The following is a 14,044-nucleotide window of genomic DNA, read 5'->3' as shown; positions in this document are numbered from 1 at the left end:
AACTGATATGAAATTTTTCAAGATAAACCTCCTGCCGGTCCTGCTTTTCATCAGCGCCACCGTTTTTGCTCAGCAAACCCCGGCACCCGAACAAACCACTCCCGTAACCATTGTAGGCGCAACCGCCCATATTGGGAACGGCGAAGTGATCAAGAACAGCCTCATTATCCTCGAAGATGGCAAGATAAGGACCATTACCGATGCTACTTCCACCAAAATGCCATACAGGGGCACAGTGATCGAAGCTCAGGGAAAGCATGTTTACCCCGGCTTCATAGCTCCGAACAGCACGCTGGGGCTGGTAGAGATAGATGCCGTTAAACAATCTGATGACGAGGATGAACTGGGAGAAATGCTGCCGCACGTGCGCAGCATCATCGCCTACAATGCCGAAAGTCAGGTTGTGGAAAGCATGCGCCCAAACGGAGTTTTGATCGGACAGATCACGCCGCGTGGCGGAAGGATCTCGGGCACCTCCTCTATCGTGCAATTCGATGCCTGGAACTGGGAAGACGCGGTTCTTAAAGAAAATGACGGACTGCACATCAACTGGCCAAACACCGTGAGACGCGGCCGCTGGTGGCAGGGAGAAGAACCCGGTATCAAACCGAACGATGATTATGAAAAAGATCTTCTGAAATTATCGGAATTCATCAGGAACGCCAAAGCATACCTGGCAGGACCAAGAACCGATACCAATCTGCCGTTCGAAGCCATGGAAAACGTCTTTGCGGGTAACAAACGCATCTACATTCACGCCGATGCCGAAAAAGAGATCATTGACATTCTCGCCTTTAAAAAAGAGCACGATCTTAAGAACGTGGTCCTGGTTGGCGGTTACGATGCTTTCAAGGTAGCTGACCAATTGAAGGAAAATGATATTCCGGTACTGGTAGGCCGCGTACACGAGACGCCGAACCTGGAGGACCAGGATTACGACCTGCCTTACAAAATGGCGCACTTGCTGAATGAAAAAGGCCTTTTGGTGGGACTGGAGACCAGCGGAGGAATGGAAAGAATGAATTCCAGGAACCTGCCTTTTTATGCCGGAACGGTAGTGGCCTTTGGCGCCGACAAGGAAGAGGCCCTTAAGATGATCACTTCCAATACGGCAAAGATCCTGGGGGTTGACGACCAAATGGGGACTCTGGAAGTCGGGAAAGACGCCACGCTTTTCATCAGCGAAGGCGACGCTCTTGATATGAGAACCAATAAACTCACAAAGGCTTATATACAAGGAAGGGATATCAGCCTTGAAAGTCACCAGACAGAGCTGGCAAAAAGGTACAGCGAGAAGTTCGAAAAGCAGGAAGAAAAATAATTTCTTCTGAAGAAAATGAAGTGGCTGTTTTAAAAACGTAATTGTCGATAACTTGTTTCAGATCCTACCAGATTGATCTGGTATTTAAACAAAGTAGATTCTGAAATAAATTCAGAATGACGATTTCACAGCTTTTAAAACAGCCATTTTTTTATTTTTTAAATTTTCCCGAATCCAGCACCACCTGGGTGGAGGGCAACACCACTTCATCGCCATCTTCGGCGGTGATAAAGACCCGTATGGGTTCGTATGGGGTCATCGTTTCCAGTTCTGCCTTGTTCTTTCGGTTCACCTTTAGGTTTCCAATATTGATGGTGCCGTGTTTTTTCGTTACCATCCACACCACATAATTCCTGCGGGACGGGGTAAGCCTTTCGGGCGCGGCAAGATTTTCCACCACCAGCTTCACCTCATAATTATTGCTGCTATTCTCATCTATTTTAAGCACAGCTTCGGCCGCGGGCACCACTTCAGAATTAGGAAAAACAATATCCTTTGAGCAGGCACTTATCAGGATGGCGGCAAAAATGAAACTCAGCACCCTAAACGCACTTTCAATCGGTAAGGTTTTCTTTTTCGTGTCTTTTTTCTTCATAGCATTGATTTTCAATTAATTTACTTCTTTTTTGAGAATTAAAAAAACAAAGGGTTGATCAGAGATTATTCAGAAGAAGCTACTTTCCTATCTTTGCCACATGCACAAACACATCAGCAGCCTTCACAACCCGGCGATCAAGAGATTGCTGCAGCTTCAGGAAAAATCCAGGACAAGGAAAAAAGAAGGCCTTTTCATCATTGAAGGCAGGCGGGAGATAAGTCTGGCGCTGAAAGGTGGCTATTCCATCAAGGAGATCTATTTCAATCCTGTGCTGCTTTCTGCGGAAGAAGTACAGAAATTACCGGTTTCTGAAAGGACAGAGATCGTTGAAATTTCTTCGGAAGTCTATGAAAAGATCGCTTACCGCGGAAGCACCGAGGGAGTGATCGCGGTAGCCGAAGCCAAAGACCTGAGCCTGAAAAATGTGCAGCTAAAGAACGATCAACCTTTGATCCTCATCGCCGAAGCCCCCGAAAAACCGGGAAATATCGGTGCCCTACTGCGTACGGCTGATGCCGCCGCCGTAGACGCGGTCTTTATTGCCAATCCGCGGACAGATATGTTCAACCCGAACATTATCAGGTCCAGTGTAGGCTGTGTCTTCACTAACCAGATCGCTATCGGAAGCACAACAGAGATCATCGCTTTTCTAAAAGAGAGAAAAATCGGCATTTTTGGAGCCGCTTTACAGGCATCAGTACCTTATGACACGATTGATTTCACGCAGGCCAGCGCCATTGTAGTAGGCACCGAGGCTACCGGATTGAGCGAAGAATGGCTTGAGAACACCACGCAGAACATCATCATTCCCATGCAGGGAGAGATCGATTCCATGAACGTTTCCGTCGCAGCGGGGATCCTGATCTTTGAAGCGAACAGGCAGCGAAGACGCTAATAATTCCGGATTCAAAATTTAAGATTCGAGATTGCGAGTTTCGTGGTTTGTGGTTTAAAAGTTGAAATTTTAATTTTAGCCTCATTACTCACTACTCATTACTGACTACTCAATTCCCCGTACTCTGTACTCCGTAAAAAACTTATATTAGCCGACAATCATATTAAAATCAAAAATTGGAGCCACAAACCCTTTTTTACATCATCATTGCCATCATCGTCCTGGATTTTGTGATCGATAAGATCCTGGATGCCCTCAACGCCATGCATTTTAATGATCCTGTACCCGAGTCGCTGCAGGATGTTTTTGACGAAGAAGAGTATCGAAGGTCGCAGCGGTACAAGAAGACCCGTTACAAGTTCGGGCTGCTCTCCTCCTCTTTTTCCACGGCTGTACTGCTGGCTTTCCTATTTGCCGACGGGGTTGATTATGTAGACGGGATAGCCCGTTCCATTTCTGATAATGCCATTGTGGTGGGACTGATCTTCTTCGGCATCATCATGCTAGCAAGTGATATCTTGTCGATGCCATTCTCCTACTACAGCACCTTTGTGATCGAAGAAAAGTTTGGTTTCAACAAGACCACAAAAAAGACCTTTTTCCTGGACAAACTGAAAGGCTGGGGAATGATGATCGTATTGGGTGGGGGGATCCTGGCGCTCATCATCTGGTTCTACCAGTTCGCCGGAGAAGATTTCTGGTGGTATGCCTGGATCCTGGTGGCTGTTTTCAGCATCTTCCTGAACATGTTCTATGCACGTCTTATCGTGCCGTTGTTCAACAAACAGACTCCGCTGGAGGAAGGCAGCCTGCGGAAAAAGATCGAGACATACGCTCATAAAGAAGGTTTTAACCTGGAAAAGATCTTCGTGATAGATGGTTCAAAAAGAAGCACCAAAGCGAACGCTTATTTTTCAGGTTTCGGAAATGAGAAAAGGGTGACCCTTTACGACACCCTCATCAATGACCTCGAAGAGGATGAGATCGTGGCCGTTCTGGCGCATGAGGTTGGTCATTATAAGAAGAACCACATCATCATAAACCTCATCATCAGCATACTTACCACCGGATTCACCCTGTGGTTGTTATCACTTTTCGTTGGAAATCCGTTGCTTTCCGAAGCATTGGGCGTGGAACAGCCGGGCTTTCATATAGGACTGATCGCTTTCGGGATCCTGTACAGCCCAATTTCTGAAGTTACCGGGATAATCATGAACTACCTCTCCCGAAAATTTGAGTATCAGGCAGACAATTTCGCGAAAAAAACCTTCCGCGGAGAACCTTTGGTATCGGGTTTGAAGAAGCTTTCCAAGAACAGCCTCAGCAATCTCACTCCGCACCCGGCTTACGTTTTTGTGCATTACTCGCACCCGCCGCTGTACAAGAGATTCAGGAACCTGAGTTCATAATATAATTGTTTGTTTTCAACGTAAATCGTACTTTTAATTCATGATGACGGACGCCGCTATTGAAAAAGAAAATAAGGAAATTGCCCAGCAGTACAAGGAGTTGCTGCGCATAAGCTATCAAACCCTGACCGATGAGGACAAGAAGCTCATTCGGCAGGCATTTGACGTGGCCGTAGACGCGCATAAAGACCAGAGAAGGAAGTCGGGCGAAGCCTATATCTTCCACCCTATTGCCGTAGCCAAGATCGTGGCTTCAGAAATCGGGCTGGACGCTACTTCTATTGCCGCTGCCCTGCTGCATGATGTGGTTGAGGACACTGCCTACACGCTTGAGGACATCGAGGAAAAGTTCGGGAAGACCGTGGCGCGCATCGTTGACGGCCTCACCAAGATCTCTCATTTAAAGCACGACAAGGATGTGTCGCTGCAGGCGGAGAACTTCAGGAAAATGCTGCTTACCCTCAATGACGATGTGCGGGTAATTATCATCAAGATCGCAGACAGGCTGCACAACATGCAGACCATGGATTCCATGCGTACAGACAAGCAGGAAAAGATCGCTTCGGAAACCCTTTACATTTACGCGCCTCTGGCTCACCGTATCGGGCTCTATAATATCAAGACCGAGCTGGAAGACCTGGGGTTAAAATACACTGAACCTGAAGTGTATAACGAGATCCTTCAGAAGATACGCGAGAGCAAGGAGGAACAGGATAAATACATAGAGGAGTTCACACATACCATACAGGAGTCACTGGACAAGGAAAGTATCGAGTACACCATCAAAGGCCGGCCAAAATCCATCTATTCCATACGCAGGAAGATGAAGAACCAGAACGTGAGCTTTGACGAGGTATATGACAAGTTTGCGGTAAGGATCATCTATAAGACCAATCCGGCGAACGAGAAATTCCTTGCCTGGAAGATCTATTCGATAGTGACAGATCACTTCAGGCCTAACCCTACCAGGTTGCGCGACTGGATCTCTTCTCCAAAATCCACAGGATATGAAGCTTTGCACATCACCGTGATGGGGCCTAAAGGCCGCTGGGTGGAGGTGCAGATACGCAGTGAGCGCATGAACGAGATCGCCGAAAAAGGTTACGCGGCGCATTACAAGTACAAGCAGGGCAACCAGGAAGACGGGCTGGAGGAATGGGTGAACAAACTTCAGGAGGCACTGGAAAATTCAGAAGTGAACGCCGTAGATTTTGTGGAGCAGTTCAAGCTAAACCTGTACTCCAAAGAGATCTTCGTCTTCACACCACAGGGAGACCTAAAATCCCTTCCGAAGGGAGCGACCCCTATGGACTTTGCCTTCAGCATACATACAGAAATAGGGTTAAGAACCCGCGGCGCCCGGGTGAACGGCAAGCTGGTGCCCTTAAGCACAGAACTAAACAGCGGGGACCAGGTGGAGATCATCACTTCAGAAAAAGCCAAACCCAACTCCAACTGGCTTGACTATGCCACCACGGCAAGGGCCCGCGCCAAGATAAAATCCTCTTTAAAAGAAGAGAAAAAGAACATAGCCGAGGAAGGTAAGGCCATTCTCGCCAGGAAACTGAGGGCTCAAAAGATCCCGTTCAATGAAAAGACGGTGAACGAGCTGGTGATCTATTTCAAGCTAAAAACCAGCCTGGACCTTTTCTACCGGGTGGGCGTGGGAACAATAGACAACCAAAAGCTCAAAGATTACGCGGCTTCCCGAAGCAATGCCCTGGTAAGTTTCTTTAAGAATAAGATCAGGAAACCGAATCAGCCGCAGGATATCGACAAGGATGAGATCACCGCCCAATATGACCAGCTGGTTTTCGGGAAAGATGAGGAGGTGCTGGATTACAAATTAGCAAACTGTTGTAACCCCATTCCGGGCGATAATGTCTTTGGATTCGTGACGGTAAGCGAAGGCATCAAAGTACATAAAAAGGATTGTCCCAATGCCATTCAGCTACAGAGCAATTTCGCGTACAGGATCATTCAGGCTAAATGGAAAGATTCTACCCAGGAAGAGTTCAAAGCGGTGATCAAACTTACCGGAATAGACAACCTGGGGCTGGTAAATGATGTGACGAAGGAGATCTCCAACAACATGAACGTCAACATTAGAAATATTAATTTTGACAGTACAGACGGGGTCTTTACAGGCAGGATAACGGTGATCGTCAAGAACAACAGCATTCTGAAGAAATTAATGGACCACCTTAAAAAAATAAACGGTATCGATAAGGTCTCACGTGAATAATCTTATACCTTTGCACCCAGCATCATGAGCAAAAAAGTAGTCAATAAGAACGATCAGGCAGTGGTAAAGAATGTCTTTACCAAGTACCTGGAAGAGAAAGGCCATCGCAAGACCCCCGAGCGGTTCGCTATACTGCAGGAGATCTACAACAGCGAGGAGCATTTTGATATTGAATCTTTGTATATCAAGATGAAGAACAAAAAGTACCGCGTAAGCCGTGCTACCCTTTACAACACCATTGAACTGCTGCTGGAGTGCGGACTTGTGCGGAAGCACCAGTTCGGGAACAACCAGGCCCAGTACGAAAAATCTTATTTTGACCGCAACCACGACCACATCATCCTGACCGATACGGGAGAAGTGATCGAATTTTGCGACCCTCGGATTCAGTCTATCAAACAGACCATCGAGGAAGTTTTTGACATAGAAATATCCAAACATTCCCTTTACTTTTACGGGAACAAAAAATCAACCGAATAATTCTAAAATTTTATGGCAGTAGACTTGCTTCTTGGACTACAATGGGGAGATGAAGGAAAAGGTAAAATCGTTGATGTATTCACCAAAAAATACGATATCATCGCCCGCTTCCAGGGAGGGCCCAACGCCGGGCACACGCTTGAGTTCGACGGAATAAAGCACGTGTTGCACACCATTCCCTCGGGAATTTTTCACGATAATGCCGTGAACATTGTAGGGAACGGAGTAGTGATAGATCCGGTGATCTTTAAAAGGGAACTGGACAACCTGAAGAAGTTCGACGGCGACTTTAAAAAGAAGCTGCTTATTTCCAGAAAGGCGCACCTCATCCTGCCAACTCATAGACTGTTGGATGCGGCCAGCGAAGCTGCAAAAGGAAAGGCTAAAATAGGCTCCACCCTTAAGGGAATTGGACCTACCTACATGGACAAGACCGGCAGAAATGGAATTAGAGTCGGAGACCTGGAACTAAGCGACTGGAAGGAAAAGTACCGCAACCTGGCCAACAAGCACGAGGCGATGATAAGGTTCTATGATGTTGACGTGCAGTACAATCTGGCTGAACTGGAAAGAGAGTTCTTTGATGCCGTGGAAGAACTGAAAACCTTGAAATTCATAGACAGCGAAGAATACATTTTCAGAGCACAAAAAGAAGGAAAGACCATCCTTGCAGAAGGCGCGCAGGGCTCGTTGCTGGATATCGATTTCGGAACCTATCCGTTCGTGACCTCATCGAACACCACTGCAGCCGGTGCCTGTACCGGACTCGGAGTGGCCCCTAACCAGATCAAGGAGGTATTCGGGATCTTTAAAGCCTATACTACCCGTGTTGGTAGCGGCCCCTTCCCTACCGAACTTTTTGACGAGGACGGGGAAAGAATGGGAACTGTGGGGCGTGAATTCGGCGCCACTACCGGAAGGCCGCGAAGATGTGGCTGGCTGGACCTTGTCGCGCTAAAATACGCAGTGCAGGTAAGCGGCGTGACCCAGCTCATCATGATGAAAGCTGATGTGTTGAGCGGCTTTGAAACTCTTAAAGTTTGTACCGCCTACAATTACCGTGGTGAAGAGATCAATCACCTGCCTTTCAATATTGAGGCAGAAAATGTGACGCCGGTGTACAAGCATTTCAACGGCTGGAAGGAAGATCTTACCGGGATCTCAAGCGCTTCTGAATTTCCGAAAGAGCTAAATGAGTATATCGATTTCATAGAAAAAGAAATAGAAGTACCCATTAAAGTGGTTTCTGTAGGGCCGGACAGGCTGCAGACCATTGAGAGGTAAAAAGAGACAAGACCCAAAAACTGTTTTGGTAAGGGTTAAAATTATATTTTTAGGCGCTGAAAGTTTCAGCGCCTTTTTTAGTTCCTATTGAATTTTCTGAATATGAGAAGACTTTTCACTTTATTAGTCCTGCTGCTGATTTTCAATTCTGCCAATGCACAGACCGGGGTTCCCACATGTTTTAATGACTTAAGATTTGACAAGATATTTTTCGCCATAGATACCCACAAGGAAAGCGAACTGGTCGGCTGGTATCAGAAAGTATTTGGAATGAAGGTCCTTAAAAAGTTTGAGTCTGAAGATAAAAAGGTTACCGGGATCATCTTACAGAAGAACGATCTCTATATAGAAATTCTGCACAACAATGGGTCAGGCAGCGAATTTTCAGGAAAAACAGGAAACGGTCTTAAAAAAGTGGGGCTTTTTGTTGATCATCCGGTTGAAGATCTGCAGGCCTGTCTTAGAAGGAAAGATCTACAGGTAGGGCGTATCTTTCATGACCGGGAAATGGGCGTGAAATTACTTCATCTCACAGACCCTGAAGGGAATGAGCTGGAGATCATCAGTGCTGACACCTTATAAGGTCTTCTGAGACCGGCATAGAGCTTTAGAGTGAAATACAAAAAAGGGAACCCATAGGTTCCCTTTAATTTTTCATAGCAATTATTGTATTACCCCCTGGTAAGCCATCCCCTTTTACTTGCCGTGGCAATGGCGTAAGGAGTGATCCAGAACAATCCAAAGGTGTACAGGATGCTGTATGAATAGGCCCAGAAAGATTCAGACAACTTATATCTCTTGGCATAGAACAGCACCGGAAAGCTGGACCATATAAGGATGCTCAAGAGGGTCGAACTAATGAACAGTACCGGATCCATTAGGATAAAGAAAAGCATCAGCAAAATGGACGGATAGCTCATAATCAATTTTATCACCTGATTGAGGAACAGAAGTCGTGATCCTGCCTTGGAACCTTCCCTGAAATCGGTAAACACATATTTTGCCATTGCGAGGTTCTCCCGAACGTTACTTCTTCCCCACCTGATGAACATTTTATACAGGCCGGTATATTTTTCAGGAACATTGGTATAGGCGAAAGCATTTCTCTGGAAAAGTACGTGGTAACCCTGTTTCAGGATCATATTGGTCATTGCACGATCTTCCCCGATGTCTGAAGGTTGCCCCATAAAGGTCTGGTTGATCCATTCTTCAAGGCAGCCAAAAACGGCTTTTCTTCTATAGGCAGCAAGCGCTCCCGGGGTACACAGTACCGACTCCAGGCTACTTTCGGCCGAACGAACGAACTCGAAACTCAACACAAAGCTCACATCCAGCATCTTGGGCAGTAAAGCCTTTTGACCGTTGTTGAGCACGCGAATATTCCCTGCTACCGCACCGCATTTCTCATTCACCACAAATGGGCTCACCAGGTTACGCAGCGTATCTTCAGTTACTTCAGAATCACTGTCTACGGTCACAAACACCTCTCCCGTACCAATGTTGAATCCGCGGTAAAGAGCGTGGCGCTTTCCTTTATTTACGGGTTGCTGATAAATGCTCACACGGTCACCCAGGTCTTCTTTGGCCTTGAGCATCCAGTTCCAGGTATCGTCCTTACTCCCGTCATCAATAGCCAGTAACTGAAGTTTATGCGCAGGATAGTCACTTTTAGCCAGGCTCATCAAGGTAGCCCACACCTGCTTGCCTTCATTGTAAGCCGGCACGATCACCGTACAGGTAGGCAGCTCCTCATTGCTTACAGAGGAGACAGGCTTATAGCGAAAGTACAGGTACAGGTTATAGAAGAAAAATCCGGCCCTGAACAAGAGTAAAGCCCCCGAGATGATCAAGAAGATCATTCCCCAGGTGGTATCAAGGCCTTCCAGCTGGTACCTAGAAAAATCGCCCTGCAGGGCATAAACCAGGTAGGCGGCACTCATAAGCAACACCAGGCTGCTGGCCCGTACTAAAACGCCCTTTAAATTCTTTGCTTTTTCTCTTGGATTGGAATTTTCATTAACAGCAGAATTCTCTGCAGAAGACATTAATGGATCTGGAGCTATGGTTTTATTTTTCATTCTTAAGTGTTCTGTTTTATTTGTTCTTGTTGTAACCGGCTGTTTCTCTACAGCGGGTTTCCTGCCTGTATTAGCAATCCACGTACCAATAGCTAACAGGCTGTAAAAAAGGTGGTTTTCTGTACTCTTTTCTGCGGAAGTGGGGAATAATTCTACATAAAGCTGGGACATTACCCATCTTCGGGTACACATATTCACTATTGCCCTTATCGAGTTTCGGTTTTCTCGGAAACACTTCGGAAAATCTTTGTTCTTTAGGCCGGTTTCTTCAGCAGAGAATTTGGGTATTGCTGAAGTGTGGAATCCTTCCGAAGTAGCCTCAAAAAAACATAAGAATAAACGCACATTTTTCAATCCTGTTTTTGACTATTTTAGACTGAAAATCAGGCACATGAAAAAGATCACTCTGCTGCCGATCATGCACAGGGGAGACTGGCAGATCTCCATCACCTTTCGGTATGACCCGGAGATGAAGGAGCATGTAAAAAAATTCAACGGGGTAAGGTGGAGCCGAAGCCACCGCTGTTTTTATGTGGGTTTTACTGCTGAAAACAAGAAGAGGCTATTTCAGCATTTCAATTCCAAAGGCTGGTTCATCGACTATTCAAAACTGGGAAGTCCGCCTGCCGAACATGGCATTACCAGGACCGAAAGACCGGTGTACAGCAACAACCAGAAAAAGATGCTGCACGAATATGTCTCATACTTGCGCGGAAGGCGTTTAAGCGAGAGCAGCGTTCGCACCTACTACCAGTTCATCCTGAAGTTCGTGGAGTTTCTTGGCGAGAAACCGCTTGAGGAGGTAAGCCAGCGCGAAATTCAGCTTTTCGTGGAGCAAAAGATCGCCGCTTACGAATATTCCCTGAGCAGTCACCGGCAGTGCATTAGTGCCGTAAAACACTTTTTAGAACTCTACCAGCAAACTGCGGTGGACCTTACAGAGCTTCACAGGCCCAAAAAAAGCAGGTACCTTCCCATCGTGCTTTCAAAAGAAGAAGCGGTAAGATTACTACAGGCTACCCGAAACTTAAAGCACCGCGCCATACTTGCCATGATCTATTCTTCGGGCCTTAGGATAGGAGAGTTATTAAATCTAAGGCTGCATGAAATAGATATACAGCGCAGGCAGCTGTTCATCAATGACTCCAAGGGCAGAAAAGACAGGGTGGTGATCCTGGCAGAAAGCATGTTACCTTTGCTCAACAATTACCTGAGCACCTATCGGCCCAAGGAGTATTTTGCCGAAGGGGAGTACGGCGGGCCGTACAGCGCGCAGAGCATTCGGGCATTTCTAAAACTCTCCTGCAAACGGGCGGGGATCACAAAAAGGGTAACGCCGCATACGTTGAGACATTCTTTTGCCACTCACATGCTGGAGAACGGTATCGACCTGCGGTACATCCAGACCCTACTGGGCCACTCCAAGCCAGAAACCACGATGATCTATACCCACGTTTCGCGCAAGGACCTGTTAAAGATCGAGAGTCCGCTGGACACTCTGGTAAAGGAGCTGATAGAAAACAATAAAAACACAGATCACCTTTTGTTATCCGGCAAGTTTAACAGATAAATGACTATATTGGTTTTGATATAGCGAGTTAAAGTGCAATAAAGGCTGCCAGGCACTGCTCGGCATGAATCCGAAGAGCGGAACCAAACGGCTGGATTGGAAGGGTCAGGTGCTTTGGTTCAAGGATGTCGATTTCGGATCGTAAAATTTATTTTTAAAAGAGGAGAAATCGGAATCCTTGAACAAGTTAGAGAAAAAAAACCATAAAAATTCTGGGGAAAATCCATCCTTTTTGGTCCTGCAGTTGTTGCTTCGGACCCCAAAATGGGACTATCCCATATCTATGATATAGTTAATCCCCTTTTGCTTTCATGCAGCAGAAAGCGGACAGGCATCCTTTACTGCATCTAACTGCGGCTATAGGCAATGCCTGAAGGAACTGACAGATATAAAGGCACTGTTCAGTTATAGAATAAAAGATAGTATATTGAGGAAAATTAAATAACAAGGCACTGCCCATAGCCTGCAACGTTGTGGTGCATTTGAAAAAACATTTATAGATGCGACGATTTTGCTTAATATTATTAGCATTTATTTGTTCAAACGGAGTATTCGGACAAGAGATTTCTAAAGAAGATATTCTGGTAGGTTTTGCGTGTGGAGTATCTGCAGATAAAAGTTCAAAGATCGTTAAAGAAATCACGGAGTTATTAGAAGAAAAAGATTATAATAGTATATCAGAATTTTTATTTTCTAAAAACAGCGGTAAGGTCTTTTTAGCAATTATAGTACTAGAACGACTTGATAAGTACAATTACAATAAGTTAAATTCTGAGCAAAAGGAACGCATCAGACTTTTAAAAGAATATGGTTTACTTGTTTATAATTGTTGGGGTTGTTCAAGCGAATTAAATACGTTAAATGAAATACTTCAGCAAGAAGTATACATGGGTTATGAAGAATGGCTAGAAGAAATCATTCCAATTAAATAACAAACCTATAAATTTAAAAACGCACCACAACAAAGAACTAAGCTAACTTCCAAGGATTTTCACCCCAATTTCGACACGTAATTTTCATCGTAAGGCAATCCCGATTTTGCCACAGCAAAGGCTTGTTTAAGAAGTTTATTACAAACTGCAATCAAAGCTAACTTCTTGCTTTTGCCCTTGGCTATTATGCGCTCATAGATCTCTCTGCAGGCTTTGTTATGTTTACAGGCAGTAAAACTACACATGAACAGCAGGTTTCGGAGCTTTGCATTGCCCATTTTACTAATCCGGCTTCTGCCTCTTACACTGGCACCAGATTCCCTGATAGTGGGTGTAATACCGGCATAACAGCACAGCTGCCTGGCGTTTTCGAAATTGGAAAATCCATCTGTCAGCACCAATAACATGATAGCTGTTTTATTACCCATTCCGGGAATGCTTTTAAGAAGGCTTAGTTGGTTTTGCTGTTCCTCCTTTACCATTACAGTGAGTCGATCCTCCAGGACCTTAATTTCTCTCTGAATTGCTTTAAGAGATCTGTTCAAAGAATGATAAACAGCTTTGGAAGGCTTTCCAAGAACCTTTTCACCATGCAATTTATTCTTTAGGGCGGTACTTTGTTTGGTGTAGATCTCAATCAAACGCAACAACTGAAGTGACTCAGCCTGGTTCTCATCTTTGGCTGTATACAATGGAACTTCATTAACTGTGGCGTATTCACAGATCGCCCGGGCATCAGATTTATCAGTTTTAATCTTTGAGAGTTTCATCTGGATAAAACGCTTTACTGACAAGGGATTCACTACAGACACCTTTACACCCTGTTCGTAAAGGAACTGTGCCAGCCTGTAATGATAGTAACCGGTAGCTTCCATAACCACCAAATCTTGATCAGAAAGAGACTTAAGAAAGCTTTTAAAGCCGTTGCTGTCATTAGAAAATTGGTAATGTTTTCCGGCAGAGTCAGCAACATCAAACACATCTTTGCTGATGTCTACTCCGTAAATTTGGTTACATTTATTCATTAGAAATTGATTAGGAAAGGACACCTACTTTATTTTCATCGACTTAAAAACGAGATCCAGGTCTCATAGAACTAAACGAAATTGAAGTAGAAAAGAGAGGGGATTATCAATGTTGACGGAATCTATAGTTCCCACGGTTAATTTAACCTTACTCCTCTCTTTTGTTCTTTCTGGTTAGTGGGTAAAAGTTAGGAAATCAAACTTAAG

At 45.2% G+C, this 14,044-nt stretch carries 12 protein-coding genes; 9 read left to right on the top strand and 3 right to left on the bottom strand.

Features of this window, described 5'->3' with window-relative positions:
- The first annotated feature begins 7 nt into the window (after positions 1-7).
- Positions 8-1,321 carry an amidohydrolase family protein gene (locus BLS64_RS07850; protein WP_093112987.1) on the top strand — a complete coding sequence of 438 codons (1,314 nt, stop codon included), beginning with the start codon at positions 8-10 and terminating at the stop codon, positions 1,319-1,321.
- 151 nt (positions 1,322-1,472) lie between these two features.
- Here BLS64_RS07850 and BLS64_RS07845 read toward each other — a convergent pair whose 3' ends face one another.
- Positions 1,473-1,916 (bottom strand): hypothetical protein, encoded by a 444-nt coding sequence (locus tag BLS64_RS07845; RefSeq protein WP_143019283.1) that lies wholly within the window; start codon positions 1,914-1,916, stop codon positions 1,473-1,475.
- A 100-nt stretch (positions 1,917-2,016) separates the two neighbouring features.
- On the opposite strand from BLS64_RS07845, the gene BLS64_RS07840 reads away from it, so the two are divergent.
- The 6 genes from BLS64_RS07840 (at position 2,017) to BLS64_RS07815 (ending at position 8,814) form a co-directional block, all read left to right on the top strand.
- The gene (locus BLS64_RS07840; protein WP_093112985.1) at positions 2,017-2,814 is read left to right on the top strand and encodes a TrmH family RNA methyltransferase; all 798 of its coding nucleotides are present in this window, start codon (positions 2,017-2,019) and stop codon (positions 2,812-2,814) included.
- A 176-nt stretch (positions 2,815-2,990) separates the two neighbouring features.
- Complete coding sequence (locus BLS64_RS07835; RefSeq protein ID WP_093112984.1) at positions 2,991-4,223, top strand: M48 family metallopeptidase; 1,233 nt, start codon at positions 2,991-2,993, stop codon at positions 4,221-4,223.
- 43 nt (positions 4,224-4,266) lie between these two features.
- On the top strand, positions 4,267-6,468 hold the full coding sequence (locus tag BLS64_RS07830) for a RelA/SpoT family protein (protein WP_093113263.1): 2,202 nt from the start codon (positions 4,267-4,269) through the stop codon (positions 6,466-6,468).
- 24 nt (positions 6,469-6,492) lie between these two features.
- Positions 6,493-6,948 carry a Fur family transcriptional regulator gene (locus tag BLS64_RS07825; protein WP_093112983.1) on the top strand — a complete coding sequence of 152 codons (456 nt, stop codon included), beginning with the start codon at positions 6,493-6,495 and terminating at the stop codon, positions 6,946-6,948.
- Between the two features lie 12 nt (positions 6,949-6,960).
- Complete coding sequence (locus tag BLS64_RS07820; RefSeq protein WP_093112982.1) at positions 6,961-8,232, top strand: adenylosuccinate synthase; 1,272 nt, start codon at positions 6,961-6,963, stop codon at positions 8,230-8,232.
- Between the two features lie 102 nt (positions 8,233-8,334).
- Positions 8,335-8,814, top strand: a complete 480-nt coding sequence (locus BLS64_RS07815; protein WP_093112981.1) for a VOC family protein — start codon at positions 8,335-8,337, stop codon at positions 8,812-8,814.
- Between the two features lie 89 nt (positions 8,815-8,903).
- On the opposite strand, the gene BLS64_RS07810 is transcribed toward BLS64_RS07815, so the two are convergent.
- Positions 8,904-10,310, bottom strand: a complete 1,407-nt coding sequence (locus BLS64_RS07810; RefSeq protein ID WP_407690096.1) for a glycosyltransferase — start codon at positions 10,308-10,310, stop codon at positions 8,904-8,906.
- A gap of 391 nt (positions 10,311-10,701) precedes the next feature.
- Between BLS64_RS07810 and xerA the strand changes: the two genes are divergently transcribed.
- On the top strand, positions 10,702-11,880 hold the full coding sequence (gene xerA / locus BLS64_RS07805; protein WP_093112980.1) for a site-specific tyrosine recombinase/integron integrase: 1,179 nt from the start codon (positions 10,702-10,704) through the stop codon (positions 11,878-11,880).
- Positions 11,881-12,380: 500 nt separating this feature from the next.
- A complete protein-coding gene (locus BLS64_RS07800) occupies positions 12,381-12,812 on the top strand; it encodes a hypothetical protein (RefSeq protein WP_093112979.1) in 432 nt (143 codons plus the stop codon).
- A gap of 59 nt (positions 12,813-12,871) precedes the next feature.
- Here the strand turns inward: BLS64_RS07800 and BLS64_RS07795 are convergent, their stop codons facing one another.
- A complete protein-coding gene (locus tag BLS64_RS07795) occupies positions 12,872-13,837 on the bottom strand; it encodes an IS110 family RNA-guided transposase (RefSeq protein ID WP_093112978.1) in 966 nt (321 codons plus the stop codon).
- Positions 13,838-14,044 lie beyond the last annotated feature (207 nt).

The organism is Salinimicrobium catena (assembly GCF_900102915.1).
GTDB classification, from domain to species: domain Bacteria; phylum Bacteroidota; class Bacteroidia; order Flavobacteriales; family Flavobacteriaceae; genus Salinimicrobium; species Salinimicrobium catena.
This window is presented reverse-complemented; position numbering and strand designations above follow the sequence as displayed.

What these genes read in the sequence shown, in the direction of transcription:
- xerA (WP_093112980.1), top strand. Translation starts at nt 10,702, where the DNA reads ATGAAAAAGATCACTCTGCTGCCGATCATGCACAGGGGAGACTGGCAG.
- BLS64_RS07795 (WP_093112978.1), bottom strand. Translation starts at nt 13,837, where the DNA reads ATGAATAAATGTAACCAAATTTACGGAGTAGACATCAGCAAAGATGTG.
- BLS64_RS07845 (WP_143019283.1), bottom strand. Translation starts at nt 1,916, where the DNA reads ATGAAGAAAAAAGACACGAAAAAGAAAACCTTACCGATTGAAAGTGCG.
- BLS64_RS07825 (WP_093112983.1), top strand. Translation starts at nt 6,493, where the DNA reads ATGAGCAAAAAAGTAGTCAATAAGAACGATCAGGCAGTGGTAAAGAAT.
- BLS64_RS07830 (WP_093113263.1), top strand. Translation starts at nt 4,267, where the DNA reads ATGACGGACGCCGCTATTGAAAAAGAAAATAAGGAAATTGCCCAGCAG.
- BLS64_RS07815 (WP_093112981.1), top strand. Translation starts at nt 8,335, where the DNA reads ATGAGAAGACTTTTCACTTTATTAGTCCTGCTGCTGATTTTCAATTCT.
- BLS64_RS07840 (WP_093112985.1), top strand. Translation starts at nt 2,017, where the DNA reads ATGCACAAACACATCAGCAGCCTTCACAACCCGGCGATCAAGAGATTG.
- BLS64_RS07800 (WP_093112979.1), top strand. Translation starts at nt 12,381, where the DNA reads ATGCGACGATTTTGCTTAATATTATTAGCATTTATTTGTTCAAACGGA.
- BLS64_RS07820 (WP_093112982.1), top strand. Translation starts at nt 6,961, where the DNA reads ATGGCAGTAGACTTGCTTCTTGGACTACAATGGGGAGATGAAGGAAAA.
- BLS64_RS07810 (WP_407690096.1), bottom strand. Translation starts at nt 10,310, where the DNA reads ATGAAAAATAAAACCATAGCTCCAGATCCATTAATGTCTTCTGCAGAG.
- BLS64_RS07850 (WP_093112987.1), top strand. Translation starts at nt 8, where the DNA reads ATGAAATTTTTCAAGATAAACCTCCTGCCGGTCCTGCTTTTCATCAGC.